General features: G+C 44.7%; 25 protein-coding genes. 12 read left to right on the top strand and 13 right to left on the bottom strand.

Annotated features, from left to right (window positions below):
* Positions 1 to 30 precede the first annotated feature (30 nt).
* The gene (locus KJB35_RS13265; RefSeq protein WP_005384167.1) at positions 31 to 1119 is read right to left on the bottom strand and encodes a DUF3541 domain-containing protein; all 1089 of its coding nucleotides are present in this window, start codon (positions 1117 to 1119) and stop codon (positions 31 to 33) included.
* Positions 1120 to 1188: 69 nt separating this feature from the next.
* Positions 1189 to 1794 carry an alpha-ketoglutarate-dependent dioxygenase AlkB gene (locus tag KJB35_RS13270; protein WP_158173507.1) on the bottom strand — a complete coding sequence of 202 codons (606 nt, stop codon included), beginning with the start codon at positions 1792 to 1794 and terminating at the stop codon, positions 1189 to 1191.
* A gap of 132 nt (positions 1795 to 1926) precedes the next feature.
* Between KJB35_RS13270 and KJB35_RS13275 the strand changes: the two genes are divergently transcribed.
* The gene (locus tag KJB35_RS13275; protein WP_021035911.1) at positions 1927 to 3282 is read left to right on the top strand and encodes a diguanylate cyclase; all 1356 of its coding nucleotides are present in this window, start codon (positions 1927 to 1929) and stop codon (positions 3280 to 3282) included.
* Between the two features lie 387 nt (positions 3283 to 3669).
* On the opposite strand, the gene KJB35_RS13280 is transcribed toward KJB35_RS13275, so the two are convergent.
* Positions 3670 to 5226, bottom strand: coding sequence for a DUF3612 domain-containing protein (locus KJB35_RS13280; protein WP_213866844.1), 1557 nt, complete (start codon positions 5224 to 5226; stop codon positions 3670 to 3672).
* A gap of 174 nt (positions 5227 to 5400) precedes the next feature.
* On the opposite strand from KJB35_RS13280, the gene KJB35_RS13285 reads away from it, so the two are divergent.
* On the top strand, positions 5401 to 5979 hold the full coding sequence (locus KJB35_RS13285) for a malate synthase (protein WP_005374156.1): 579 nt from the start codon (positions 5401 to 5403) through the stop codon (positions 5977 to 5979).
* Positions 5980 to 6069: 90 nt separating this feature from the next.
* On the opposite strand, the gene KJB35_RS13290 is transcribed toward KJB35_RS13285, so the two are convergent.
* The gene (locus KJB35_RS13290; protein WP_005374150.1) at positions 6070 to 7083 is read right to left on the bottom strand and encodes a GGDEF domain-containing protein; all 1014 of its coding nucleotides are present in this window, start codon (positions 7081 to 7083) and stop codon (positions 6070 to 6072) included.
* A gap of 349 nt (positions 7084 to 7432) precedes the next feature.
* Here KJB35_RS13290 and KJB35_RS13295 point away from each other — a divergent pair, with 349 nt between their 5' ends.
* The 3 genes from KJB35_RS13295 to KJB35_RS13305 are packed head-to-tail and all read left to right on the top strand — an operon-like array spanning position 7433 to position 11036.
* Positions 7433 to 8785, top strand: a complete 1353-nt coding sequence (locus KJB35_RS13295; protein ID WP_085569242.1) for a DASH family cryptochrome — start codon at positions 7433 to 7435, stop codon at positions 8783 to 8785.
* Positions 8785 to 10329: a cryptochrome/photolyase family protein gene (locus tag KJB35_RS13300; protein WP_005374147.1), complete on the top strand. Its 1545-nt coding sequence runs from the start codon at positions 8785 to 8787 to the stop codon at positions 10327 to 10329. The genes KJB35_RS13295 and KJB35_RS13300 overlap by 1 nt, the downstream gene beginning before the upstream one ends.
* Positions 10329 to 11036, top strand: a complete 708-nt coding sequence (locus KJB35_RS13305) for an SDR family oxidoreductase (protein WP_186585524.1) — start codon at positions 10329 to 10331, stop codon at positions 11034 to 11036. The genes KJB35_RS13300 and KJB35_RS13305 overlap by 1 nt, the downstream gene beginning before the upstream one ends.
* A gap of 61 nt (positions 11037 to 11097) precedes the next feature.
* Here the strand turns inward: KJB35_RS13305 and KJB35_RS13310 are convergent, their stop codons facing one another.
* Positions 11098 to 11244 carry a DUF2256 domain-containing protein gene (locus KJB35_RS13310; protein ID WP_005374142.1) on the bottom strand — a complete coding sequence of 49 codons (147 nt, stop codon included), beginning with the start codon at positions 11242 to 11244 and terminating at the stop codon, positions 11098 to 11100.
* Between the two features lie 33 nt (positions 11245 to 11277).
* The gene (gene msrB, locus KJB35_RS13315) at positions 11278 to 12420 is read right to left on the bottom strand and encodes a peptide-methionine (R)-S-oxide reductase MsrB (protein WP_132936960.1); all 1143 of its coding nucleotides are present in this window, start codon (positions 12418 to 12420) and stop codon (positions 11278 to 11280) included.
* Positions 12421 to 12622: 202 nt separating this feature from the next.
* On the opposite strand from msrB, the gene KJB35_RS13320 reads away from it, so the two are divergent.
* From KJB35_RS13320 to KJB35_RS13340, 5 genes are all read left to right on the top strand, one after another.
* Positions 12623 to 13021, top strand: coding sequence for an OsmC family protein (locus tag KJB35_RS13320; RefSeq protein WP_132936961.1), 399 nt, complete (start codon positions 12623 to 12625; stop codon positions 13019 to 13021).
* A 129-nt stretch (positions 13022 to 13150) separates the two neighbouring features.
* Positions 13151 to 13705: a sugar O-acetyltransferase gene (locus KJB35_RS13325; protein WP_186585522.1), complete on the top strand. Its 555-nt coding sequence runs from the start codon at positions 13151 to 13153 to the stop codon at positions 13703 to 13705.
* Between the two features lie 87 nt (positions 13706 to 13792).
* Positions 13793 to 14026 (top strand): hypothetical protein, encoded by a 234-nt coding sequence (locus KJB35_RS13330; RefSeq protein ID WP_005497910.1) that lies wholly within the window; start codon positions 13793 to 13795, stop codon positions 14024 to 14026.
* Positions 14027 to 15058: 1032 nt separating this feature from the next.
* A complete protein-coding gene (locus KJB35_RS13335) occupies positions 15059 to 15928 on the top strand; it encodes a hypothetical protein (protein WP_213907733.1) in 870 nt (289 codons plus the stop codon).
* A 31-nt stretch (positions 15929 to 15959) separates the two neighbouring features.
* Positions 15960 to 20078 carry a M66 family metalloprotease gene (locus KJB35_RS13340; protein ID WP_285358512.1) on the top strand — a complete coding sequence of 1373 codons (4119 nt, stop codon included), beginning with the start codon at positions 15960 to 15962 and terminating at the stop codon, positions 20076 to 20078.
* 70 nt (positions 20079 to 20148) lie between these two features.
* On the opposite strand, the gene KJB35_RS13345 is transcribed toward KJB35_RS13340, so the two are convergent.
* The 4 genes from KJB35_RS13345 to KJB35_RS13360 all read right to left on the bottom strand — a co-directional run bounded on the left by KJB35_RS13345 (position 20149) and on the right by KJB35_RS13360 (position 22583).
* Positions 20149 to 20331 carry a hypothetical protein gene (locus tag KJB35_RS13345; RefSeq protein WP_005393690.1) on the bottom strand — a complete coding sequence of 61 codons (183 nt, stop codon included), beginning with the start codon at positions 20329 to 20331 and terminating at the stop codon, positions 20149 to 20151.
* A 164-nt stretch (positions 20332 to 20495) separates the two neighbouring features.
* Positions 20496 to 21182 carry a YafY family protein gene (locus tag KJB35_RS13350; protein WP_005497912.1) on the bottom strand — a complete coding sequence of 229 codons (687 nt, stop codon included), beginning with the start codon at positions 21180 to 21182 and terminating at the stop codon, positions 20496 to 20498.
* A 47-nt stretch (positions 21183 to 21229) separates the two neighbouring features.
* On the bottom strand, positions 21230 to 21544 hold the full coding sequence (locus KJB35_RS13355; protein WP_054574511.1) for a hypothetical protein: 315 nt from the start codon (positions 21542 to 21544) through the stop codon (positions 21230 to 21232).
* 115 nt (positions 21545 to 21659) lie between these two features.
* Positions 21660 to 22583: a LysR family transcriptional regulator gene (locus tag KJB35_RS13360; protein WP_213907734.1), complete on the bottom strand. Its 924-nt coding sequence runs from the start codon at positions 22581 to 22583 to the stop codon at positions 21660 to 21662.
* A gap of 138 nt (positions 22584 to 22721) precedes the next feature.
* Here KJB35_RS13360 and yjjG point away from each other — a divergent pair, with 138 nt between their 5' ends.
* Positions 22722 to 23396 carry a pyrimidine 5'-nucleotidase gene (gene yjjG, locus KJB35_RS13365; protein ID WP_005374109.1) on the top strand — a complete coding sequence of 225 codons (675 nt, stop codon included), beginning with the start codon at positions 22722 to 22724 and terminating at the stop codon, positions 23394 to 23396.
* Between the two features lie 51 nt (positions 23397 to 23447).
* Complete coding sequence (locus tag KJB35_RS13370) at positions 23448 to 23987, top strand: NUDIX hydrolase (protein ID WP_172563700.1); 540 nt, start codon at positions 23448 to 23450, stop codon at positions 23985 to 23987.
* A gap of 79 nt (positions 23988 to 24066) precedes the next feature.
* Here the strand turns inward: KJB35_RS13370 and KJB35_RS13375 are convergent, their stop codons facing one another.
* From KJB35_RS13375 to KJB35_RS13385, 3 genes are all read right to left on the bottom strand, one after another.
* Positions 24067 to 24501: a hypothetical protein gene (locus KJB35_RS13375; protein ID WP_005480927.1), complete on the bottom strand. Its 435-nt coding sequence runs from the start codon at positions 24499 to 24501 to the stop codon at positions 24067 to 24069.
* Between the two features lie 20 nt (positions 24502 to 24521).
* Complete coding sequence (locus KJB35_RS13380) at positions 24522 to 25073, bottom strand: YtfJ family protein (RefSeq protein WP_005480925.1); 552 nt, start codon at positions 25071 to 25073, stop codon at positions 24522 to 24524.
* Positions 25074 to 25152: 79 nt separating this feature from the next.
* Positions 25153 to 25872: a carbonic anhydrase gene (locus tag KJB35_RS13385; protein WP_020841751.1), complete on the bottom strand. Its 720-nt coding sequence runs from the start codon at positions 25870 to 25872 to the stop codon at positions 25153 to 25155.
* Between the last annotated feature and the right edge of the window lie 39 nt (positions 25873 to 25911).

Genomic DNA, 25911 nt, shown 5'->3' on the forward strand with positions numbered 1-25911 from the left:
AACCCGCCTAAATGGCGGGTTTTGTTATTTCTAAGGCTTGGGCATTAAGCCGTAAGGTATCGATTTAAAAGCCTCTGGGTGCTCTTGATAAGTTGGCGCTTTATGTACCCCTTTCCAATCGAGCAGCATGATGGCTAGCACGTTACGGTGTTCGCCGTACTTGAGATCAAAGTTACCGTCGACCGACGGAATCATCCCTTTTTCTGCGTTGATTGCGTGACGAATGGCTTGGCGGGTTTTCTTTACGACCGGATCATGGTCCAAGCCTGCTAACAAAAACGAAATGCCGACTTCCGCAATCACGTCTTCTTTGGCGCGCAGTAGGATAGTGTCGATGTTGTTGCGAAAGTAATCATAAATCCATTGGTGTTTCTTCTCGCTTACTCGCTCCTGATAATACTGTGAATCGGCAAAGATGATGTGCGTCATCCCATAGAGTTTGTTCCAATACTGCTGAGCTGAAAGCATCTTATCTTTATCGTCGGGGTAGGTGTCACGGAAGGTTTGAGTGAATTCCTCGACCACATCTTGCTCTCCTAACTGACGAAGCCAGTAGACTTGGTTTGCAAGCTGAGCTGCCCATGCTTCTATCATCTCTTTGTCCGTAACGTAACGCGAGAAATCGTAGCGCCTAATAATTTTTCTCAGCGTTTTGTCTTGTTTATGCTTTAGGCCGTATTCGTTTGCTCTTGCCATTGCGCCAAGCAAATCCACACCAAGATAAAGGTACTCAGGATGGTGTTTAGTCACGGTATAGCGTCGCTGCCCTCGTTCGGTTTCTTTCTCTTGATACGTGGTCAGCCTTTGAGATGAATAGAGAATGATGTCTTCTGGTTCAACAACTTCATTAGCAAATTGGTTTAACCGGCTGGCTACTTGTGCCATGTCGGTCCAAATGGCAGCGTGATATTTCTCATCTAATGTTTGGCGGTACATGCGTAAGCCAAAATGGCCCTCTTTAAACGCCGGGAAAGTGAACAGTTCCTGTTCGTAGGTACTACGAATCAACTGCGCTGATTGAGTATTATCGAGAAGCGGTACCTCTTCCTGTGATGCCTGAGCTGCAAAGGTAAGTGAGCAAGAGAGTAAGACCGCTAAGCTAAGAGGTTTAATACGCATAAATCCATTCCCTATGAAGTCCTGAACCTAAACCTACCATCAATATTAATTGAGAATGTAAAAGCAGAGTCAATAGTTAAAAATTTGCCTAAAAGTCAGGTTGATACGTTCATCTTTGGTTTTCGCGGTTTTTGGTACGCAGTGCTTCCAGTGATGCTGTAGCTCGCCAGCCATAATCAGTAAGGAGCCGTGAGAAAGCTCGTATTCAATCTCAGTTTTACAATGTAAATTTCTAAGCAAAAATCGACGTGTTTCACCTAAGTTCAAAGATGCGATAACAGGGTTTCTACCTAACTCTGGTTCATTATCTTGGTGCCAGCCCATTGAGTCTTGGCCGTGTCGATATAAGTTAGCGAGAACAGAATTAAAAGTGACATCAGCAACTGATTCACAACGCACTTTGAGCTGAGTTAACTCAGGAGTCCAAGGGTGAGGCTGCATGGTTAAGCCTGAGTAAGTATATGCTGCATCACCGTGCCACGCTTGTAAGCGAGGTTGAAGTACTGACTTGCCGAACATAGTAATGTGTTCTTGGTGCCATGGCAGTGTCTTTCGAAGTTGGTCAAAGTAATTATCCGCCTCAAGATTGCTAAGAAAATGAGGATCATAATAAAGTTTTCCTCTTTCTACTTCTTGCCATAGATCGCCGCCAAATAAATCGCCTTGTTGATGCATCATCTCACACCTAAAACATAAAAGTTGTCAATCACTGTTACCTTTCTGATTATGATTGGTTATTCTTGTGATAATAAGAATTTTAACAATAAATAAAAAATCTCGTAGTTGTATACGAGTTGTGGGGAGAAAATGCGTTATTTACCCAGAAAGCGATGCTATTTTGCATTGTTCTTCCTCACCTTTTTCGCTTTGTGTATTGGGGTTATTGAGCTGTTAAATCGAAACCAGCAAGAGCTTCACAAAGAGCGAGTTCAAGTTGAGGCCAAAGAACAACTTTCCATTCTCCGTTCCAATTTGGAAGCGGTACTTATGGCGGATATCTACAAAGCCAGTACTTTAGCGACACTCATTACGTTACTTCCTAAAAATCAAGAAGAAGAATTGAGTATCGCCGCTCACCGAATCCTAAATAAAAGTAAACATATTACAATCATCGGTATCGCGAAAAATGATGTAATTAGTCATGTATTTCCACGCCAAGGTAATGAGCGCCTAATCGGCCTTGATTACCGCGCAGTGCCACAGCAGTGGGTACAGGTGCAAAAAGCCAAGGATGTACAAGAAATTTTCATCGCAGGGCCAGTGACTTTGATTCAAGGTGGCCGAGGTTTGATCGTGCGTGTGCCTGTTTTTCTTGATCCTCCAATGAATCAGGACTACTGGGGAGTGATCAGTGCGGTGATTGATTTCGATGCTCTGATGAGAGAAACCGGCGTAATTGATTTCTCGTATCGTTACCCTTTAATGATCCGTGGTTACGATAGCGGTGGCTCATTTGGTGATGCTTTCTTTGGCGCGCAAAGTGTAAATAGCATGGTATATGCAAAAGAGATGGTTCATTTTCCTTATGGTGGGTGGAGTATGGTGGTTTTCTCTGGAGGCAAAGCTGATCGCCAAATCTCTTGGCATCAGTTGCATTTAGCTAGAGTAATCGGCTATCCCATTATATTCGCACTTAGCCTCGCGCTGTTCGCCATTTATCGACTGTATACCATTGCAGATGACAGAGCTTTACACGATGAACTCACGAATTTACCAAACCGTCGCTATTTTATGAAGTTTTACAAGCAGCAGTTTGAAATAGCGAAACGTTATAAAAAGCGTTATAGCTTCGCCTTAATTAATATTGACCTAGATAGGTTTAAACACATTAACGATACCTATGGTCACGACGCAGGTGACAAAGTTTTAATCGCTACGGCTGAAAGGGTAAAAAGCTCTCTGCGTAAATCAGACATCGTGGCCAGAATGGGCGGGGATGAGTTCTTAGTTGTAGTTCATCACCCAGGAACGGAAGAAAATGTTCAGTCCCTTCTACAAAAACTTCGATTAGCGCTATGCTCGACGCCCGTCATTTACGATGAAACGCTTATCTATTTGAAAGCCAGTATTGGGTACGCGATATTTGACCCGAAAATGTCATCTCCTGAGCAAATGATGAAAATAGCCGATGAGAGAATGTATCAACAAAAGCATGGCGGATAAGCCTGAACCCAGTTTCAATAAGGGGTTAGAAGAATGGTAAAGTTGGGAGCCCGAAATCTCATCATCATTGAGGTGCAAGAATATGTGACTTCATATGTTCACAGACACTTTGCTGAGAGAGTCGTTATTAGCAGTGCATTCAGTGGCATATTTGCATAATGTTGCATTTTGCAAATGCAGTTTGCGAAATTAATGGTTAATAAAGCAACGATATGCATCTGGATCTACTAAAAAACGGCTTTTTTAAAGTTGGCACGCATCGTGCTTTACTTAGAGTGACCCTTATTAAGCCGAGGGTCACCTAGCCAACTGACGTTGTTAGTGAATACAAATTGTTCACAAGTATATACCGCCAATCACGTTTATTGTGATTGGCGTTTTTTCTTTCTAAAGCCCGATGATATTCACGTCGCTGCCCGTCTCATCAGCTTCTCCGCACTTGCTGTAACAACTAGGTTGTCTTGGACAAACCGCCCCTCTGGAGCAGATCAACCTTGCTTGGGTTTGAATCCCGCGCTCTATCCAGTTGATGTTTAATATCTTAGCGATAGTCGTTAAGTCTTTTTTGATGTGGGGAGGAATAACACTACTTCCGCCGGAAGCGACACAAAGGGACTTAAGTTCTTCCGCTATGGAAACGGCATCGCCACCTTGTGCAGAAATGGCAGGGTTAAGATCAATACCGGCACATAGCACGCGATTATTCCCCGCAGGGTCAAATACGTTGACCGATTCGCAGCAGTAGATACGTGGCTCGTCGCCAACATTTAAAATCGAAATTTGCGCTGAACTGGTATCCAAAGGCTGGGAAAGGCGTCGGAATACCGCCCAGTGCTGGCAAGGGTCGTTCACTTTGCGCATGTTGCCCCAAGGCAATGGAATACCATTTCCGCGATACACGGCTTTTAACTTGCCAGGGCCATAGGCATCAAAATAGTGCCAATGAGGGTAAGGCGAGACCACCGTCATGCGACGCATTGCAACGGAAGGAGAAACCCCCGCCTTTTTGTGAACATCAATCTCGTAACCAGAACGGTCAAGCAACTGACGAAAGGGTACTTTGGGGCAGAGTAGGGCACCGGCGAAGAAGCTAGACTCAAAATCACGCCAAGCTTGCAGGATATCTTGCGAATTGAGTTCAGAGTTCGACACAGGGCTGTCCATTTGCTCCCAATTGTTTTGATGCCCGATAGATAAAACGTTATTCATTGCATCGCTGCTATGGAGCACTCGATGGCCGATATATACCGCCAAGTCATACTTCAATCGGGTTGGATAGTCACGCATTCGTTTATTGAGATAAATAGTCCCAGGTGGCTCCATGAAAGACGTAATCAACTGTTTGGCGCTGACGCCCAGTTCATCAATCACATCTTGTGGCGCTCGATCTACCCAGCGGATATCCAATCCCATACTCTTTGCAATGTCGATCAGATCTTCCACTGACAGATTAAGTCGCTTTAAGCCCACTTCTTCCGCTGCCCGTTCTAAGTCTGGAAAATGGTTTTGATGGTTTTCTTGGTGTGCTCGAATCAAGAGATGAGCAAACTGACGCCCCGTGATACCTGTTTGGGAGAGCATTTCTGGTATCGCGATTTGAAGAATATCATTGGAGAACAGAAAGCTCGGCTCCAACGCCATGCCACTAATCCCGCCACGATTTCCTTTGTTGGGTGTGATGGCTTCTAATTCGGGTTCATCATCTAAAAACCATGCAGGATCTTTTTGAAAAACTTCCGCGATCACTTCGAGCATATCGATACTCGGTACGCGTTTTCCGCGCTCAATCATCGAAAGGTAAGAAACCGAAGGAGCGTACTCTGGATTAATTCTTACACAACGGGCAGATAAATCCTCCATCGTTAAATGGTTGTTTTTTCTTAGATTACGAATTTTCGTACCAAGAAAATGAGACTGACGAATAAGGCTTTTTGACACAGACATTTTGTAAAATTCACATTGTAAAATTTTTGTTGTGAAATTGTAGTCAATATTTCGCTAGTCTACATAATGAGCAGGCAAGGAAATTAACCATCCACTTCACAGAATTGCCTGAAACTTAAATAAAGGATTTAAGTTTTTACTCTAGGACGAGTTTTTAAGTGCGAGGATATGACGATGAATATGCTGAACTTCGATAAAAAAGAGATGCAACAACAACAACGCCCATTTATCGCTGAAGCCGTATTTGCCGTCGAAGCGGTAAGTGCCGAGCAGCAGAGTGAGAAACAAGTAAAAGCGAAGCAACTGCTTGACCGCATGTTCCCATTGGAGAACGGGTCGCACCAAGACGTATCAAGTTACGTAATTGATTATCGCCATGTATTGGCTTACTTCAAAGACGGTACGCATAGCGGCCTGAAAAGTCCGAAACATTTTGTGGCGTACACTGGTGAAAAGGAAGATCCAAAGTCGATTTTGTTTAAAGATGATTCGGGCAATCATGTAGAAGTGCTGTTTGGCTGTCACAAAGGCACTGGTTGCGTGGAATTAGTGGACATTGACGATATTCAATTGGAAACTCGCACGACGTTTCATCCTGAACTAACTGGCAATGCACCAACCGCGATGCGCCATTGGATAAGCCTAATCAAAGGCGACAAAAAAGGTAAGCCGATGGCATGCAGTGAAGATAAAGAATATACCGCAAAAAATGGTGACGACTACATTCTAAGTTATTGTTACAGCGTCGATTAAGATACTCATGATTGGATACAAAAACCCCGCACTTTACAGCGCGGGGTTTTCTTTTTCATCATAAAAGTCGTTTTCGCTTAGCCAGTTTATTTAAATTGGCATCACGCGGTTACGACCGAGTTGTTTTGCTTCATAAAGCTGTTTATCGGCTTTATTGATTAAGGCTTCAGGCGTATCACCAGGCTCAAACTCTGCTACCCCAAAAGAAGCGGTAATGCTGTGAACTTGTGTGCCTGAGCGCTTATCTCTGATACGCAGTTTTTCTATCATCCGGCGTAGTGTGTCTGCATATTGGCGAGCAATTCGCAGAGATTTGTTAGGTACAATTAACGCGAATTCTTCACCACCAAAACGGTACGCACATATCCCATCTCGACAACTTTGTTGTAGCCGGCGGGCAATGGCTTTTAATACTGTATCGCCAAAAAGGTGCCCGTAATTGTCGTTAAATGATTTGAAATGATCGATATCAAGCATGATCAAGGTCATTGCCTGATTTGATGCAATAAGTGAAGAGAGATCTTTGTCAAATGCTCGGCGGTTGTATAGGTTTGACAAACCATCGAACAACGCATCTTGCTGTACTTCAGCCAGTTGGTTTTTGAGGCGAGAAATTTCTTCACTCGCGTTAGTCAATTGGCTATTCAAAAACTTTGTTGAGTGACGAATTTCGTGTGACTCTGCGACAAGTTGACGAATCACTACCATCACTTCTTCAATGCTTAGGCTATTGTCCTCAACTTTTTCCAGTTTATTAAAGCTTTTGTCTACCATCTCAGAAAAGGAGGAAGTATCTGAAATTGTATCGCTCATTGAACTGGATACTTCATGTAGCAGAACTTCTACATTGGTTCTAAGATCTTCAAGGCTGGTTTCTGCTTTGCTGGCCACATAGTTGTTGTAAAGCTGTTTATTGGTTGCTGGCGGGCAAATACCGTAGTTTTCTAACACCGTGTCTAACTCAAAGTTGAGTTCTGGAATGGTCTTGTCAACGTAGGTATACCAAAGCGCGTAGTTGGCTGGCGTGGCAGCAACATGGTTTTTGATCATCAGTGGGACCGCTTTTTTTAAATTAGCGGTTGATTTCTTAAACTCGTCGGTCATTTCTGCGATGGTACTAGCAAAATGGGATTGGGCTTAGATTAACGGATATTAACTAATGTCGCTTTAATTTTTATCACTTTTGCATGGTTTATATAGAAAATGAGTGATTAAGATCGTGATCAATACCGTTGGATTCGAATTTTATAAAATATCAGTATGAAACATGTACAGGCATTTGGTGGTATTGCGTGTTTTGAGATATCCAGCAAATGGATTCCGTGTAAACGTTAGTAACCTAATGATCGTCAAACTCTCGTTTTCGTATAAAAGCAAGTAAATCAAAAGGCTTAACGTCAGGGTCTCCGTGAAAAGAACTCGTAGACGAAGAATTAACATCTGAGGGTGCGAATTGAAAAAGAAAATAGGACTTTATTGGTTCACGAACGACTTGCGATTGCACGACAACCCACTGTTGAAAAGCGCCAGTGTAGAAATGGACGAGTTAATTTGCTTGTATTGCTACCCTTCAATGACGCCTTACTTGCATCACTTTGCGCAGGAAGCCTCTTTCGGGCGTGCGAAATTGCAGTTTCTCGACTTATCGCTTAGTGAACTCAATCAATCTTTGAATCACCTTGGTCAGCGATTATGGGCGGTTGAACTGACGCCCGATCAAGCAATCAAGTATGCTGTTAATCGCTTCGACGTCACACATATATATGCTGACGCCTTTCCCGGTTCGGATGAGCAACAAGCGTTAGATCGCGCAGTTGAAGGCGCGTCTCATGTAAAAATAAAACAGCAAGCAATCCGGACCCTGTTAAGGGAAGAACAACTGCCATTTGACTTGAGCAATCTGCCTACGACTTTCACGCAGTTTAGAAAGCAAGTTGAAGGTTTAGACATCTCTCGGCCCCACGAGAGTATCCGTTCGTTACCTCCAATTCCTTTAGGTGTGAATCTTCCTTCCGTTACTGCATATTACTTTGACACAAAAGCTGCGTTTCATGGTGGAGAAAGCCGCGGGCTTGAACATTGTCGCCAGTATTTTGCTTCCACACTAGCCAGTGAATACAAACAAACACGCAATGGTTTAGATGGCATGGATTACTCCACCAAGTTCTCTCCTTGGCTAGCTCATGGGTGCGTTTCTCCGAAAACTATTTATGCCATGTTGAAACGTTATGAAGCGGAGAATGGTGCAAATGATTCAACCTACTGGATTTACTTCGAGCTGCTTTGGCGTGAATACTTTTATTGGTATGCCCGTCGACACAAGCGACAGCTCTTCCGATTCGGTGGCATCCAAAATCAAGCACCACTCACCAGCTTTTACGCGCACCGTTTTCAACAATGGAAGAAAGGTGAAACGCCATTTCCTATCGTCAATGCGTGTATGCACCAACTTAATGAAACCGGTTATATGTCGAATCGTGGCAGACAGTTAGTCGCCAGTTGTTTGGTGCATGAACTTGGCCTCGATTGGCGTTATGGCGCGGCGTACTTTGAGTCACAACTGGTTGATTACGATGTGGCATCAAACTGGGGAAATTGGCAATACCTAGCGGGCGTTGGTGCTGATCCGCGTGGTTCACGACAATTCAACCTCGAAAAGCAAACCGAAATGTACGATCCGCACATGGAGTTCATCGATAGGTGGCAAGGTCGTTGTCCTGGCGCGCATTTGGATAGTGTAGACATGGTCGATTGGCCGATTGTGATGGGCAGCAGTGACAAAGCTTCGTCATCGGAGAAACCGTAATGCAATTTGAAACCGTACGATTGATCTTGGGCGATCAACTTAACAGTGAGCACTCTTGGTTTCAGCAACCGGATGAGCAAGTGCTTTACCTGATTGCGGAGCTCAAGCAAGAGAATACTTACGTCACGCATCATATTCAGAAAGTGTGTGCGTTCTTTTCCGCAATGGAACAGTTTGCGAAAGAGCGTCAGAGTGAAGGTCACCAAGTTCTGCACCTCACGTTGGATGACACACAATCCTTCGACGATCTTGAGCAAGTCTTGCAACACTACGCGAGTGAAGTTGGTGCAAGTAAGTTTGAATATCAACGCCCGGATGAATACCGTCTTCTGGAGCAGTTAGCCAAACTAAAGCTTGATGGGGTCGTGACGCGTTGTGTCGACTCGGAACATTTTTTGTTGCCGTTTGAGGAAATAGAATCGCAGTTTCCTCAAGGTAAACACATCATGATGGAGCACTTTTACCGCCGTATGCGCAAGCGCTTCGACATCTTGATGCAAGACGGAAAGCCCGTCGGCGGAAAATGGAATTACGATGCCAATAATCGTAACAAGCTCAAAGCCAAAGACATTGAACAACTGCCACAACCTTTGATGTTCAGTACTGACATCCACGGCATTATTGAGCGGCTGGCACGACATGACATCAAAACCATCGGAAATCTCGAAGGGGACTTGTTGTGGCCGATTAATCGCGCGCAAAGCCTCTCTTTACTCGCGCATTTCTGCCAAGTCTGTCTGCCGTTATTCGGACGTTTTCAAGATGCCATGACAGGCCAGCACGACGCTAAGTGGAGCTTGTATCACAGCCGAATTTCATTCTCGCTTAACAGCAAATTACTGCACCCGAGAGAAGTCATTGATGCTTCACTCAAGGCATTTCATTCCAACGCGGACATCGACATTTCTCAAGTTGAAGGGTTTATTCGCCAAATCTTAGGATGGCGAGAGTACATTCGAGGGGTCTATTGGGCGAACATGCCTCATTACCCGAAAAACAACGAATTGGGCGCAGAAAGAAAGCTGCCAGATTTCTTCTGGAATGGTGAAACTAAAATGGCTTGTATGCGCAATGCGATTGGGCAGTCCCTCGATTACGCCTACGCACACCACATCCAACGATTGATGGTCACTGGTAACTTTTGCTTGCTAACCGAGATCGACCCAGATCAAGTGGATGAGTGGTATCTCGGTATCTATGTTGATGCGATTGAATGGGTCGAAATGCCGAACACACGTGGCATGGCATTGTTTGCGGATGGCGGCATTGTTGGCACCAAACCTTACGCGGCGAGTGGTTCTTACATCAACAAAATGAGCGACTACTGTAAAGGTTGCCATTACGACAATAAGGCGAGGAGCGGAGAAGGCTCGTGTCCGTTTAACAGCCTTTATTGGCGCTTTATGAACAAGCACGACAAGCGCCTCGCAGCCAATCCACGAATCGGGATGATTTTCCGCTCTTGGGACAACATGGAAGAACAGCAACGCCAAGCGATTCTTGATACCGCAGAGCACTACATAGAAAACGTGGAGAACTTGTGATGGAAATACTCATCGTCGGTGGCAATGGTGGAATTGGTTTGGCAGTGGTGAGAGAAGCCGCAGCTCGGTTCCCTCAAGCGCGCGTGCATGCCACTTATCGTAAGCAGCAACCAGATTGGCAACACCCAAATGTCGTTTGGCATCAAGTGGATGTATCGCAAGACGAGCAGATAAAAGCGTTCAGTGAGCAGATTGAACACGTCGATTGGTTGGTGAACTGTGTTGGTATGTTGCACACCCAAGAGAAAGGCCCTGAAAAGAATCTTAATTCGCTCGACGCAGACTTCTTTCAGCAAACCATCACGGTTAATACTTTGCCAAGTTTGCTGTTGGCGAAATACTTCACGCCCAAGCTAAAGCGCAGTACTGCACCCAAGTTTGCGACCATTTCGGCCAAAGTTGGCAGCATTAGCGATAATCAGTTAGGTGGTTGGTACAGCTATCGAGCATCGAAAGCCGCATTAAACATGTTCCTAAAAACCATGTCGATCGAATGGCAAAGAGTGGTCAAACATGGCACGGTGCTTTCACTTCACCCTGGCACCACAGATACCGCTTTGTCGGCACCTTTTCAAACCAATGTCCCAGAGGGAAAGTTGTTTACGCCAGAGCGAGTTGCTAAGGATTTATTAGGCTTGATAGAAAAAGCAACCCCGCAAGATAGCGGGGCGTTTTGGGCTTATGATGGGACGTTATTACCTTGGTAAGAGAACGCGTACAAACGTTAATACAAATGAAATAACATACTCCAGAGAGGGTCGGAGTGACCTACGTTTTCGTTGATTTATTTCTTCGGCAACGCTCAGAACAATAAACGATTTCCTCCCAATTTCGCGCCCACTTCTTTCTCCAAGAAAATGGGCGCTGACAGACCGGACAGACTTTCATGGGAAGGTTGGATTTAAAACCTTTCATCGCGCTGAATGTTCACTCCTAATTTGGTTAAAACTACTTATCAAATAGGTACAGGTAATCGCCGTAGCCTAAACTCGCCATCTTGTTCACAGGTACAAATTTCATCGCAGCAGAGTTCATACAATAGCGTAATCCCGTCGGCTTCGGACCATCTTTAAACACATGACCTAGGTGTGAATCACCAAACTTACTGCGGATCTCCGTTCTAGGGTAGAGCAGTTTATAATCGGTTTTCTCCACGATGTAAGCCGGGTTAATTGGTCGAGTAAAGCTTGGCCAACCTGTGCCAGATTTGTATTTATCAGTAGAAGAAAATAGCGGTTCACCGGTCACAATATCCACATAAATTCCCGCTTCTTTGTTGTCCCAGTATTCGTTATCAAACGGACGCTCCGTGCCTTCTTCTTGCGTCACGTAATACTGTAGCTCTGTTAAGTTTGATTTGATTTCAGACTGAGCAGGCTTACTGTACGCTTTCACTTTCGAAAGCAGCTTTTTTTCTTCAATCAACTGTCGAAGTGTTTTAGGGCTTTCTTTTCGATCTTCACCAAATACTTCGTCGAGATATTTATCGCGACCTGATGCGTAGCGGTAGTATTTGTACTTCAGGCTACTCTTCTTGTAGTAATCCTGATGGTACGATTCCGCAGGGTAGAACTTTTCAAACTCGATCAGTTCTGTTTTCAACGGTTTTGGATAGATCATCGCCTTGTCGATTTCCATCATAAACTGCTCAGCAATCTGCTTTTGCTCCGCATTAAGATAGAAGATCGCCGGGCGGTATTGGGGACCACGGTCGACGAATGAGCCTTTGTCGTCAGTCGGGTCGATATGGCGGAAGAAGTAGTCCAGCACTTGTTCGTAGTTCACGACAGCAGGATCGTACTTCACCTCAATCACTTCAATATGACCAGATTTACCAGAAGAGACTTGGCGGTAAGTCGGGTTTTCAATATGACCACCTGAATAACCTGATACAACATCGATTACGCCGGGCAGTTGCTCTAAATCCGATTCTGTACACCAGAAACAACCGCCAGCTAGCGTTGCGATTCTTGTATTCTCTGAAGCCTTCAGCTTATCCATCGTATCGGCGGTACCTGTTTTACTCAATAGTAGAAACAAGACTGGAAGTGCGAAGGAGAAACCGGCCAATAACTTAGACATATTCTTCATAGCTACCTCATCGTTATTTTTGTAGAAAGTGTTACTTAAATAAAAAGTGTTACGTATAGAGAAAGGTAACCGAGCGAAAAAATTACAGTAATGTTGAAAATTCCGTTGCCCTTTTATGCGATAGAGCTAAAGTATCGACAAGAAACACACCGCTAGTAAGGGCAACGATGCCTTGAATAAGCGATGCTAAATGAGGTAAATCATGCAAGCTGAAGTTAAATGGATAGAAGATTTTAAATTCCTTGGGCAATCTCAGTCGGGCCACTCCGTAGTGATGGATGGCAATGGTGGTGCAACCGCACCAAGCCCAATGGAAATGGTACTAATGGCTGCTGGTGGCTGTAGCTCAGTCGATGTTGTTGATGGTTTGAAAACAGCAGGCCAAAAGGTTTCGTCAGTTAATGCCAAGCTAACCACAGAGCGTCGTGAAACCGCACCGCGTATCTTTACGCAAGTGAATATCCACTTTCAAGTGTCAGGTGACGAGCTTGACCCAGAAGTCGTAGCAAAAGTGGCGGCTGACTCGCTAGAAAAATACTGCTCGGTTTGCTTAATGCTAGGCGAAGGTGTTGAGATGACCCACAGTTGGGAAATTGTGTAAGTTGACAGACTCCACAAAATATAAAAACAGGAAAGAGAAAAGTCCGGGCTTTTCTCTTTTTTTATTTCGCAGTTCACGTACCTTGTGAGGAGTCTGAAAGCAGTAATTGCAGGTTGTAGGAGTCTTCCAGTGACAGAACTAGAAAAAATGATGTCTGGCCAGGTCTTTGATGGCATGGACAAAGAAATTGACGCCATTAGAAGCCATGCTCTTCAAGCACTTAGAGCACTCAATAATAACACCGACGAAAGTCAGCGCGACGAATTGCAAAAGCAGCTATTTGGCAAGGTAGGCCGTTGTATTGTCCAGGTCCCTTTTCATTGTGAATTTGGTAAGACCATCGAAATAGGTGAAGAAACCTTTATCAACATGAACGTGGTCATGCTCGATGGTGCCAAAATTACCATCGGGAACCACGTGCTCATTGGACCGAGCGTGCAATTTTATACCGCTTCTCATTCTGTTGATTACCGAAGTCGCCGACGTTGGGAAACGTTTTGTAAACCCATCACGATTGAAGATGATGTGTGGATTGGCGGAAATTCGGTCATTAACCAAGGTGTGACGATAGGTGCTCGCTCAGTAATTGCGGCGAATTCAGTCGTTAACCATGATGTGCCGCCAGATTGTCTATACGGAGGCACACCAGCGAAGTTGATTCGTCGTCTCAACGAAGAAGAGTAAGAATCGATAGTGATGGCATGATGACTCGCTTTACGGGCGTAAGAGAATCATGCCATCAGAAAGGGATAATTCGTCAAGGAGTCTAAGATGTCGAACAAGACAGAAGTCCTCATGTGCCCTACATGTGGGGTAGAAACGCATCATGTCGTGGTGTTAGTTAGAAAGAAAAGTGGCTATGAAGGCGATAAAAATCGCAACAAGAAAGAGTTCATCGCTGGCTTTCTTAAAAGTGTAGTGTTCGGCGCCTTCCTTGCTTCTATGGATGAATTTGAACGTCACTTGATCTGCGAAAACTGTGGTCATAAAACCATTCAACAGTAACTGATAGTCTTTCTTTCTCTGCATAAGTTCATAAGTGCGGTTTGAAGCACTGGTTATTCAAATCGCATTATCCTCTTTTAGTGCTTTTGCTCTTCTTATGTTCCTCTCTCAAAAGTGAGTCACATCAGTACGCATTTTAACCGCTTGGATGCAGGTAACTCACTGCTATGTATAATAAATTTTGGTGGGAAATACGTGTTTCAGCTCGATGTTTAACCTCTGTTCTATCGACACGTTTTGAGTCAGTAAACACTTAAATTTCGTTTACTTTATGTTGTACGCAGTGCAATTGTGTGAAATTAGTCACATTAATGTTTAATTTATGAAAAAATAATTAATGAATAGTAATTCACAAATATGCTGACCGTATGTGCTATTTAGTTTTGACTTATCTTTTGAATATTCACTTGGTGAATGCTTTGTTGTTTTTAGATTGACTGAAGGTTTGATTTTCTATTCAAACTTGTGAAAGGTTGAATCGATATATTAGAAAACATGAATTTGATCTTGTTTCTATCTTTTGTTTTAAATGCGAAATTCATTATTAACAACGGATGGTTTTGATGATTTCTCTTATGTGTATCCCACCAATTTTAGAAATTGAAAATTAAACTTTCTCAATACAATAACGACTAAAATTAAACGGAATGATGTTCTTATATTTTTATTGTATTTTAACTTATACATTTTGACTCATTCATTTTAACTGTTTTTGTTGATTTTAAGTTGTTGATAATAATTGCCTTTTAACTTTTGTTTTAATGACGTTGCTTTGCTGTTTCTTTAATGTTGTGGTGTGTGGCTTTATTTATAAAAAGTCATTTTAAAGTACGTTTTTAAGCAAATTAGAACGCGACAATACTCAGATAAATAGTATTAAAAAGTTAAATAAGGATTTAACCATAAGAGTAATTTTATGGTTGATAGGTTTATTGGGGTTGATTATCTGAATTTTTATGGAATTTCATCCCAATAATCTGTTTGTCTTTAAGTTTATTCTAATAAACTTAATTCTCATGGAAGTTTCAAAACATGCAGCACACAACAAAGTGGATGATGACGCCGCTTGCAATGTTGTTGGGTACGCTGTTTTCAGCGCCATCATTCTCGGTGGAAACGAGTGTAATTGATAGCACTAGCACGCCTGAATCTACACAAAATGAAGGAGATACGTCCTGTATTGTTTGTAAGTTTAGTGGGGCCGTTTACCTATCTTACGATACAAACATTTACGATAAAGACGACTACCGTTCTGTCCGCAATTTCTCGTGGGGAGGCGATCTCGTTTATTCCTTTTCGAGCGACACAAAAGCCTATTTTTCTACGGGGGGCTATCGTGCCCTAGAAGATGAAGTCGGCACCTACGCGACAGATTCGGTGTTGGGCTTGCAATACACGAACCTATATCGCTTTGGAGATACAGGGAAAATCGGCGTTGCGGGTCAGCTCACCATTCCAACTTCAGAAACATCTCGTAAAGATGAACTGCACACCGCGGTTCGTTTAGATGTGCCGATCTCTTTTTCAGCTTGGAGCGTCGATTTTTCGGTTTCGCCAAGACTGAGAAAAAATTTCCACGAATACAAAACCATGGGTGGACGCTCGCTGACTGAGTGGACTTACTCGTTGTTTGCTGTTGCGGAAAAGTCGTGGGAATCGTTCGCAGTGGGGATTACGGCGTTAGGTGGTAACAGCATCAGTTATCAAGGTACGCGCAGAAGCAGTTGGCAGTATGAGGGGGCGTTGTACGGCACATACGAGTTTGATGAAAGCTGGTCATTGCTACTCGCGGCATCATCAACGGGTTTCTATCAAGATGCAGAGCGAGGCACCTTGGGCAACATCGATTTGTTGGACCAAGAGAAAGCGTCTTACATCGTGACAGTGACTTACTCCTTCTAGGAAAATAACAACAATTAAGGATATCCAAATAATGTTTAAAAAATTGACTCTGGTGTCAGCAATAACGGCCGCACTTGCAGGCTGTGGCGCAGATGATCAGGCGTATGACTATGTCGAAAGAGATGCAAAAGAAGTCGCAGTAAAAGACCTTAAAGACGGTCGTTGGTTTTACGTTCCGACGACTGGTGCCGCGCCACGCTTTGCTCTGAACCAATTCCCATTCTTGCAAGGTTCACCTCGTTACGTTGAGCTTTGTTTTACCAAAGAAGGTCTGGAAGTTCGCAGTTACGATAAAAACTACCCAGACGCGCATCTAAGCAAAGATGCTAATAACTACTGCGGTGAAGAGAAATTTGTCGCAGACGACGACGGCGTTAACTTCGCGCAAGTGCTGACGATTCCGGGTGACTTTGCGGCGTATCGCTGTCAAGAAGACGCGCATGGTGATTGCACCAACAAAGAAGAAACCAACGAAGACGCAAGCCTAAACTACAAGAAGAAAACCCACTTCACTCCTCGTCCTGAAGATCTCGAAATTGCAGAATTCAATATGGAAGATCTGTATGGCATTACCGAAGGCATTGATGAAATTGGCGCACCACGATTGATCTCGTGGGACTTTGACCCTAAAAACGGTCTTCTCAATTTCGAACTAGAGCGCACGTTCCGTATCGATTTAGATAATATTTCTGACTACATCAACTTTGCAACGAAAGCGAGCTTGGATGAAGCGCTTGTGGATGGCGCGTTTAAATCTCGTTTCTACTACTCGTTAGTGCACGAAAGTGAAGTGGCAACCGAAGGTTACCAACCGATCTTGTACCCTGTGGGTGATGAGAACGACATTGGTTTCTTCACCACGTCGACGAAAAAGCTTAACCCAGTCACGAATAAATACGACCGTGATGTGGTTTACCTCAATCGTTTCAACCCAGATCAAGGCTCTATCAAATATTACTTGAGCGACAATTTCTTTGAAGAGAAGAACAAGTTGTTCTTGGATGCAACGCTGCAATCGATCGACAAGATGAACCAAGCGCTGAATGTATTTGGGGCGGATGCAGGCAAGCCTGAAATCGAGATTGTGAACAAAACCAAAGCGGCTGGTATTCACCCAGGTGATCTGCGTTACAACGTGATTAACCTGATTGACGAGCCTCTAGCGAACGGTCTGCTTGGCTATGGCCCGTCGGTTTCTAACCCGATGACGGGGGAAATCATCAAAGGCCACGTGAACCAATACGCAGGTGTTGCAAGAACGGGTGTGCCTTTCTATTGGGACAACTTGGCGCGTTTCTATAATCGTAATCAACTGGACTTAGATGGCTTAGATCCATTGCCAACCAGCAGCGAATCTGTGAAAACAGAAGTCGCGGATAGAATTGAAGCGCTTTCTACAATGGCGGCGATGGCGAGCCTGAAATCGGATGAAAACATTCATGCGCCGCTCGTTTCAAAAGAAGACATCGTTTCTGGAAAAGCAGCGACGAAGAGCCCAACTCAGCTAATGAAAAACTTCAATGATGACATGGAGTTTGAAAAGGTGGTTGAAGCTGAAGAGAACCGTTTGTCTTTCTGGGCAGAGAACAACGTCTATCCAATCGAAGCGTCGTGGGTTTCTTCAACCAACAAGGCCATGTTGGACAACTTGAAGTTGGATGACGAGCGTTACTTTGAGATCAAACTCGATGACGCAGGTAACGAAGTATCGCGTCAGCTTAAGCGTTGGAAATACCTACCAAAAGAGTTGCAAGTGAAAGCCGCAGATGCGATTACGGTTGCGACTTACAGCAATACGCTTGTTCACGAGCTTGGTCATAACATGGGTCTGCGCCATAACTTTAAAGGCTCAAATGACAAAGCGAACTACTACACGCTAGAGCAAGCGCATCAACTTGGTTTGAACAACATTCCTGCTTACAGTTCGACAATGGACTACGCACCAAGCATGTTGGATGAAACGCCAACTTGGGGTCTGTACGACATTGCGGCGTTTAAGTTTGGCTACGGTCGTAAAGTCGAGACGATTCAAGATTCTTCAGGTTCAGCTCCTGCGCCTGTTGCGAAACCGGCAGACAGTGCGAGCGATGAAGACAAAGCGGCATACGCTCGTTACCTCGCTGATCAGCAAGCCTACCAACAAAGCTTTGCATACAAGTTTGGCAACAATCCAGACAACACATCGCTGATGGTGTGTTCTGAAGTGAAGGCACTAACGGGGAGCGAGAAAGGCAAATCACTCTACAACTGTGACTTCAGCCGATTCGATACCGCCGCGTTGTCTGATGATCCTGAACTGAATGCGAAAACTCGTTATGGCGCACTTTACTACCTAGATAAAGTGAATGAAATTGAGCGTAAGTCTTACGATTTCTGTACCGATGGGAACGTTTCTCTAAACAGCGACTGTAACCGTTTTGACGAAGGTACAAACCTAGAAGAAATTGTTTCTTACGAGTGGCAGAACTATCTCGATAGCTATGATCGACGCAACTTGGAGTTATATGGGACGACGGGATTATTCTCGTCCGATTATCCTGGTTACTTAGTGCGCCGTTATATGGAAATGAGCGCTATCCGTGACAAGATGGAAGATCTTGAGCGCATCGATAACCTGTACACCAATCTTGGTTACACTTCGTCAACGGATAAGCCGGGTGATTTCTTATTGCGCATTGCTTCAAACCCTCAATACTGTAGCGAAGGCAAAGCCGATAACTCATGGTTCTGTGATTACGCGAATGGGGCGAAAAAATCCGCGGCGTTCTTCCTTGATATCTTGCGCACACCAGAGCATCAATGTGTGATAGAAAATGCGGCAGGCAACCAAAAAGTGATTTCTTTTGGTCAACTGTTAGACAACAACTCACACCAAATTCCGGCTGATTACGATCTTTCAACAGCCAGCTGTTTTGATGATTTGGCAGCACGCTTTATCGAAGATTCAGATGAGGGTTATATAGCTGTTGCGGAAACTGCGAATGGACGCTTCCTAAACTCAATTGGTAGCTTTGACCCTGATTATCCTTGGTCAAATGCGGTGTCTGTGTTGGGCAACTGGCCAGACAAAGCGTTGGCGAGCCACTTCTTAGCACGTCGATTCTCGAACCGTTTTACCGATGAGGTGAGCTTTGCATCGCTGCTTGATATCCCTGGGGTGCAAGCTGAATACGAAGACATCATGGGCAACATCGTGGCAAATGACGCGTTAAATACGCCAGTTAAATTGGTGGGTAAAGACGGTAAGGAATACACCAATCTAAAAGGTGTTACCGTGAACCTACACATCACTGAGCAAATGGAGTCCCTACCACCAATGCCTCGTGGTATTGCAAGATTCCTTGATATTGGTGCAGAAGGCCGCGGACGTGTTGGCGATGTCATCTTGAGAATGGGAGTGCGCCAAATGAAGTCTTACGACTACACAGTGAAGACTCGTGGTCAATCTCAGTTTGATACGTTTACGAAGCAGCAAGACCGCTACGGTATTATTGCGGGTGACAAGGTTGAGTTTGTTATCGACGGCGAGAAGTTTGTGGCAACAAAAGCAAACAAGCTGGCTTACGACTACGCAAATCAACTGGTGACGTCCAAAGGTTACGATCTAAAAACGTACCTAGATAGCTATGAGCCTGCAACACTAAACAAGGTCGCAGAGAGCATCGATAGCGCTTGGGGGCCATTCCGAACAGCGATTGTCCCAGCGTTCCACGATCCTGTATTGCTGCTGGATGCGCCAATGGTCAACGCAATGAAGCGAACCATTGATACGGATATTGCGGCAGGTGTGCTGTCGTTCAGCCAGTCTTTCATCAACTTTACGACAGCGAATGTGACTTCGGGTGATTTGGTCATCGATGCAACTTCGGGCACATTGAGCTATAAAGGTGGTAAAGCGCACGATGAGCTGAAAGCGTTCGAAGCTTACACAGATGCGATGCTTTTGATTTACAACGATCACGCCGAAGACATGATGTTCGCGGTCGACAATGTGTACGCAGGGTACATGGCGTCTTCAGATGCTGACAAAGAACTTTGGCTGAAAGATCTCAATATGATTCAAGCGTATTTGCGTGGTGATATCGGCGCTGTGGCTGGTGATTACTACAAGATGCTTGATCGCCTACCAACTGCAGTGAGTTTCCAGTAAATAACTCTTAATTCACTCATACAAAGGCCTGCAGCAATGCAGGCCTTTTTCGTCATAGGACTGATAGAATTTAGGAGTGAAAGATGATCTGTCCGTCTTCTGTCATCACAAGTGTCGCTTTGCTTTGTTCGATAAGTTGGGCAGCATAAGAAGGGGTAACGGCCTGCATATCACCTTTAGATCGAAGAGTTAAAGACTCCCACGCTTGATCTCGATATTTCCCTGCTTGGGTGTATTGAATCAGTACTTTCATAGCTTCACGCTCCGGTGTGGTTGACGTGCTACTTAAGTTAACGATCTTAGGTTGGTTGCGCATCTGTTAAAAATGAAACATTAGTTTAACCAAATGTGCCTTTCCAAATATCGCGCATTGAGCAGAGCAATTTAGAATCCTTGTGATGGAAGGATGAAGAACACTCAATCTTTCGATTCATACTGCGCAATATAATGTTTGAGAGATTTGGTTTCCGCACTCTGAAACTCTTCATCGTGCATACGCAGTGCTTGGATACGGTCGAGGCGGAACTGGCGGTAGTCATCGCGCAATTCGCACCAGGCGACCAGCGTCCAGACTTTGCCCCAAAAGAACTGGCCTAACGGTTGGATTTTTCTCTCGGTCACCTGTCCGCTTTCATCTTGGTAATCCAAACTGACTTTAAACTGATGATCAATCGCGTGGCGCAGAAGCTGCCCTCGTTTGGCAGTCTCGGATTGGGTGTGATAATCGGGCACAATCAGCGGACAATCTTCCACTTGTTGTTTGAGCTTATCGGGCAATACCGAAAGTATTTTGGTGGACGCAGAGTGAGACGCTTCGGCGAGTTCGGCATCCGACCAAGCTCGAACCATCCGCATACCCAGTTCAAGCGCCATCATCTCTTTTTCTGAGAACATCAAAGGCGGGAGATGAGAGCCAGCTTGCAACAAGTAGCCGACACCTGCTTCACCTTGAATAGGAACACCAGAACTAAGCAACGACTGAATATCGCGATAAATCGTACGTTCGCTAACTTCCATTCTTTCTGCGAGCTCTTTCGCTGTCACGGCGTAACGCTTTGCGCGCAAAAGCGTCAGTAGCTCAAACAGTCGTTCTGATTTGCTCATGATGTTCCTTATCTAGACCTACTGGTTGTTAGTGGTAGTGCGGCTGATTACTTCTCTAGCTCACTGCACATTTTTAAGTTGTGATGTTTAAGCTCGAAGCTTTCGCAGTCAATCATTGATAACAGAGGCTGAAATTCAGCGGCTTGCTTAAGCTGTTTTCCCGCCTGTTTTGCATCGTCCATTGAACGCCAGTAAATGATGTCTGTCCACACATCGTCCGTCGCTTCGTGACTGAGTGAGCGATACAAAAAGCCTGGCAGATTCTTCACAAACGTTTGTGACTGTCTGGCAGCGGCGATCACGTCTTGCTCTGTTGTGCCTGTGGTTAGACGAAATTGCACAGTTTCGATAACGGTTTCCATATTGTGATTCCTTATTGGTTTTGGCGGATTGCCTGTTGAGTTCCAAATAAGGTTACGCGGATGGAATGTCAGAACATGTCAGTAGTGAAATCTCACTCACTTATCATCAATATGGTTATTTTTCTGGGCTGTTGTAACGATCCCAGTAAGGTAAATCTGTGCCGAGTTTTTCGCTGATAAAATCGATAAAGGCTCTTACTTTCAACGGCATGTGCTTGCGCTCAGGGAACACCGCATAAATGGCGTGTTCTGGTAGAGAATACTCTTCCATCACCGGTTTTAGATTTCCTGCGGCAAAGTCTCTTCCTGCAATAAACGTCGGCAGTTGCGCAATGCCCGAACCTCTTAACAGCAACTGGCGAATGGCTTCGCTGTTATTGACGATAAAGTTTCCTTTTGGAAGCACCTTGTATTCGCTGCCATTGTTGATGAACAACCATTCGACGCCGCCACGGAAATAGGAGTAGCGCAGGCAGTTGTGACCGACTAAATCACTTGGTTTTTGTGGTGTTCCAAACTCCGCTAAGTAATCTGGTGAGGCACAAAGCACACTTTTACAAGGGGCGAGACGTTTTGCGATTAGATTGGAAGAGGTGAGTTCACCAATACGGATCCCCAAATCAAAACCGTCTTTAACCAAATCGACCATTTTGTCTTCGAGGTTTAAATCCACTTCAATTTTCGGGTAACGAGCGAGAAACTCGCTGATCAAAGGCGCGATATGCAGCACACCGAAAGACATCGGCACGGTAATTTTGAGCCGACCTTGTGGAGATCCTTGCAGCTCCGATACCGCGTCCACGCCTTGCTGGGCCAGATTGAGCGCTTGAGAAGCGTACTCAAAATAGCGTTCTCCTGCTTCGGTCAGGCTCAGCTTACGCGTAGTTCGATTAAGGAGACGAATGCCCAAATCGTCTTCTAGTTGGTTGATGCGTTTGCTGATCGCCGATTTCGTCAGATTCAGCTGTTTGGCCGCAAGGGAAAAGCTGCCGCATTCGACAACAGCAACAAAAACGGGCAGGGAGGCAATCGCGTTCACATCAATCTCCTATTATCGTGAAGCATTTATTGTTGAGCACAAGGATACAATTAATTTCCAATTATAGAGATTATCTTCAAGAAGAAAACAATCTAGACTATGCACCAGTATTACGACCTTGATTTTGGGAAGAAGAAAATGAAGTACGATTGGATCCTGTTTGACGCTGACGAAACCTTATTCCACTTTGATGCTTTCAAAGGTTTGCAGCTTATGTTTTCTCGCAAAGGCGTAGATTTTACTGAACAAGATTTTGCTCATTACCAAACCGTAAACAAACCGCTTTGGGTGGATTACCAAGACGGCAAAGTAACGGCAGATGAGCTAAAACATAAGCGTTTTACCGAGTGGGCTGAGAAGTTGAATACCACAACAGCAGATCTCAACAGCGCATTTTTAGAAGCAATGGCCGATATTTGCAGCTTGTTGCCAGGTGCAAAAGAGCTGATGGAAGCGCTGCAAGGCAAAGCTAAAATGGGCATTATCACCAACGGTTTTACAGAGTTGCAAGCGATCCGCCTTGAGCGCACAGGGATGACTGAGTACTTCGATAAAGTGGTGATCTCTGAACAAGTGGGCGTAGCAAAACCGGACTTAGGTATTTTTGAATACGCGATGCAGCAAATGGGCAATCCCTGCAAAACGCGCGTACTGATGGTGGGTGACAACCTGCATTCCGATATTCTGGGTGGTAATAATTTTGGTATTGAAACTTGCTGGTTAAATACCACAGGCGCAAGCGTTGATGAGCGTATCGCACCAAATTACACCGTTGAGTCTTTGAGTGAACTAAAGAACATTTTGGTGGCGTAACCGAATCGGGTATTATTCCACAGTAACCCTCAGAAAAATCAAGGAATAACCATGTCAGACATCAAACAGCTAGACAGCAAAGTCGTTTACCAGAATAAGTGGATGACGGTGCGTGAGGACAAAATTTTACGTCCGAGCGGCGCAGAGGGCATCTATGGTGTGGTCGACAAACCTGATTGTGCTGCGATTCTGGCTATCGATAACGGGATGATTCACTTGGTTCAGCAGTACCGTTACACCGTAGGTCAACGTTGTTGGGAGATCCCACAAGGGGCGTGGGAATCAAACCCAAATGCGGATCATCTTGAGCTTGCCAAAGGCGAGCTGCGTGAAGAAACGGGCATGCAGGCGAGCGCCATGGCGTATGTCGGCGCGCAGTTTATCGCATACGGCTTTTTGAATCAGACATGTCACGTCTATTTCGCCACTGATTTAACGGACGTGGGCAATCAACTCGACAGTGAAGAAGAGGATTTGATCGCTCGTGCTTTTTCGGTTGAGGAGTTCGAACAGATGATGATCGACGGTACGATCAAAGATTGTGTCACCATCGCTGCTTATGGTTTGGCGAAGCTGAAGAAATTCATTTAGTTATTCATTACGATTTTTTAATGAAAACAGCGGCCTAGTGCCGCTGTTTTTAGTTTGGGTGAGCTCGTTGAGCCATCGCTTACTCGTCGATTTTCTTACCTAAGATTTCCACTTGCGCTTTTTTGGTCACCCCCGCGACTTGCAGCGCAGTGCTGCCAACCGATTCATAGTTCAACTCGATTTTGTCTAACTTCGCGTTATCTTTTGTTGGTAGGCTTAAGCTTCTTGATGACATGCCTTTAGTCAGAACCCCTAAACTGTCGAACGTCTTTTCCTGACCATCTTTCATGATTACTTTAACGCTTTTCAGATCGACCGTACCTTGCGTACATTTGATTTTTATGTGGCTGAAACGAGCGTTAGCAAATGGTGACAGTGGATTGACTGTGTCGGTTTCCGATTTAAAACTGACGGTCTTATCTGCAATCTTATCCCAATCGTTGTCTCCTGCAACCGATTGGAAAGAGGCTACAGCCGCTAAAAGACAGAGTGCGATGGTGTTGAACAGTTTCATAGCTTTTCCTTACCTTAGGTTTAGATATTCTGTTTAATCAGTTCGATGACGTGTGTGACTTCGTCTTGAGTTAAAGCCCCTTCTTTCACGAATAAAATTTCGCCTTGTTTATTTTGTACGATAATCGCAGAACTTTCTTGCTGTAGATCCCAAGTTGTTGCTAATACGCCATTTTTGTCTAACACCATGGAAGACCAAGAGAATGTCTTTTTGCTGTCCTCTGCCGACGATTTAACAAATGTACCGGTTCCCCATATGGCGTCTTCTTGGTTGATCACGGTTGTGGTCTGATACTGATCTTCAGGAAAGTGAGCGGCAGTGATTGCTGACATCAGCGGCGCGTTCATCTCTTTGGCTTTACTACGACCTGCAATGGCTTGTATCACACGGACTTTGCCTAACATCTGCTGAGTTGCCCAAGGTTGATAAGCCACATCGTCTCCTTGCAGCGTCATTTCGCCATAGGTATCAATGCTGACGGAAGGGGTGGTTTGACCGACAGAAAGGTTATGAGAGAAGGCGAATGTCGGGGCGAGTGCGAGTAAGAGTGACAGAACAGATGGAGTTTTCATTGGGGGTTCCTGTAACGAAGTGAGGTTAGATCGAATCAAAATAAGGGGCAAATACGATGCCCCTTATCGGATGTGGCGTTTAGTTAGAAAGTACAACGCGCGCATTTAGCGGTTGCAGCGGACGATTGTTTTGTCCCATGACTTCCATCAGTTTCGCGGCTTGATCTTTGGATAAGGTTTGAGTGTCTTTAAGCACAAACCAGCGCACACCTTCTGAACATGGCGGTGTGGTTAAAGAGCCGTTAAATCGATAGTAGTTTGCAGTTTTTGGCAGTAAGTCATTAATCTCAAAAGTATCTTTAAAGAACGTGGTTTGATTCTCTTGTGGGATTGCGTTGATCAGTTTAGACAGCGCTGCGTTTTGATCGCCAGCATCAAACATCACCGAAATTACCGCCAACTCGCCGTCTGCGTTGGCGTGTACAAAGTGCGCTTCAAGTGGATATTGGCGGCCTTTGATTTGGTTTTCTGAAGGTGTGTGGAAATGGAACTGTTGCAGCTCGAACGTCTCGCCATCGATGGTGAAGCTGTTACGTCCGTTCACTTGCGCTTGCAGCGTATGACCATTGTTGGTTAAACCAATGACCTGACCAGTGTACGAAAGGTTCAGTGCTTCCAGTTTTGCATCGGCTGGGTTGTCGATGTTGATTGGGCTTTGGTTTTTCGTGGTTGCGCAGTCTTTGGCGATTTCTCCCCAGTGTTCTGGCCCGTGTTTGTCATTGCCATAGCCCCATTCCGAAGCCTGAGCCGCGCTTAGAGTGAGAAGTGAGAGTGAAAAAGCAAGTAGTGTTTTGTTCATAATAATGTCTCTGTTCGGTCGCTTTGATAAGCGTTGTTA

Source organism: Vibrio sp. D431a, assembly GCF_030248655.1.
Lineage (GTDB): Bacteria > Pseudomonadota > Gammaproteobacteria > Enterobacterales > Vibrionaceae > Vibrio > Vibrio alginolyticus.

What these genes read in the sequence shown, in the direction of transcription:
- KJB35_RS13265 (WP_005384167.1), bottom strand. Translation starts at nt 1,119, where the DNA reads ATGCGTATTAAACCTCTTAGCTTAGCGGTCTTACTCTCTTGCTCACTT.
- KJB35_RS13270 (WP_158173507.1), bottom strand. Translation starts at nt 1,794, where the DNA reads ATGCATCAACAAGGCGATTTATTTGGCGGCGATCTATGGCAAGAAGTA.
- KJB35_RS13275 (WP_021035911.1), top strand. Translation starts at nt 1,927, where the DNA reads ATGCGTTATTTACCCAGAAAGCGATGCTATTTTGCATTGTTCTTCCTC.
- KJB35_RS13280 (WP_213866844.1), bottom strand. Translation starts at nt 5,226, where the DNA reads ATGTCTGTGTCAAAAAGCCTTATTCGTCAGTCTCATTTTCTTGGTACG.
- KJB35_RS13285 (WP_005374156.1), top strand. Translation starts at nt 5,401, where the DNA reads ATGAATATGCTGAACTTCGATAAAAAAGAGATGCAACAACAACAACGC.
- KJB35_RS13290 (WP_005374150.1), bottom strand. Translation starts at nt 7,083, where the DNA reads ATGACCGACGAGTTTAAGAAATCAACCGCTAATTTAAAAAAAGCGGTC.
- KJB35_RS13300 (WP_005374147.1), top strand. Translation starts at nt 8,785, where the DNA reads ATGCAATTTGAAACCGTACGATTGATCTTGGGCGATCAACTTAACAGT.
- KJB35_RS13305 (WP_186585524.1), top strand. Translation starts at nt 10,329, where the DNA reads ATGGAAATACTCATCGTCGGTGGCAATGGTGGAATTGGTTTGGCAGTG.
- KJB35_RS13310 (WP_005374142.1), bottom strand. Translation starts at nt 11,244, where the DNA reads ATGAAAGGTTTTAAATCCAACCTTCCCATGAAAGTCTGTCCGGTCTGT.
- msrB (WP_132936960.1), bottom strand. Translation starts at nt 12,420, where the DNA reads ATGAAGAATATGTCTAAGTTATTGGCCGGTTTCTCCTTCGCACTTCCA.
- KJB35_RS13320 (WP_132936961.1), top strand. Translation starts at nt 12,623, where the DNA reads ATGCAAGCTGAAGTTAAATGGATAGAAGATTTTAAATTCCTTGGGCAA.
- KJB35_RS13330 (WP_005497910.1), top strand. Translation starts at nt 13,793, where the DNA reads ATGTCGAACAAGACAGAAGTCCTCATGTGCCCTACATGTGGGGTAGAA.
- KJB35_RS13335 (WP_213907733.1), top strand. Translation starts at nt 15,059, where the DNA reads ATGCAGCACACAACAAAGTGGATGATGACGCCGCTTGCAATGTTGTTG.
- KJB35_RS13340 (WP_285358512.1), top strand. Translation starts at nt 15,960, where the DNA reads ATGTTTAAAAAATTGACTCTGGTGTCAGCAATAACGGCCGCACTTGCA.
- KJB35_RS13345 (WP_005393690.1), bottom strand. Translation starts at nt 20,331, where the DNA reads ATGAAAGTACTGATTCAATACACCCAAGCAGGGAAATATCGAGATCAA.
- KJB35_RS13350 (WP_005497912.1), bottom strand. Translation starts at nt 21,182, where the DNA reads ATGAGCAAATCAGAACGACTGTTTGAGCTACTGACGCTTTTGCGCGCA.
- KJB35_RS13355 (WP_054574511.1), bottom strand. Translation starts at nt 21,544, where the DNA reads ATGGAAACCGTTATCGAAACTGTGCAATTTCGTCTAACCACAGGCACA.
- yjjG (WP_005374109.1), top strand. Translation starts at nt 22,722, where the DNA reads ATGAAGTACGATTGGATCCTGTTTGACGCTGACGAAACCTTATTCCAC.
- KJB35_RS13370 (WP_172563700.1), top strand. Translation starts at nt 23,448, where the DNA reads ATGTCAGACATCAAACAGCTAGACAGCAAAGTCGTTTACCAGAATAAG.
- KJB35_RS13375 (WP_005480927.1), bottom strand. Translation starts at nt 24,501, where the DNA reads ATGAAACTGTTCAACACCATCGCACTCTGTCTTTTAGCGGCTGTAGCC.
- KJB35_RS13380 (WP_005480925.1), bottom strand. Translation starts at nt 25,073, where the DNA reads ATGAAAACTCCATCTGTTCTGTCACTCTTACTCGCACTCGCCCCGACA.
- KJB35_RS13385 (WP_020841751.1), bottom strand. Translation starts at nt 25,872, where the DNA reads ATGAACAAAACACTACTTGCTTTTTCACTCTCACTTCTCACTCTAAGC.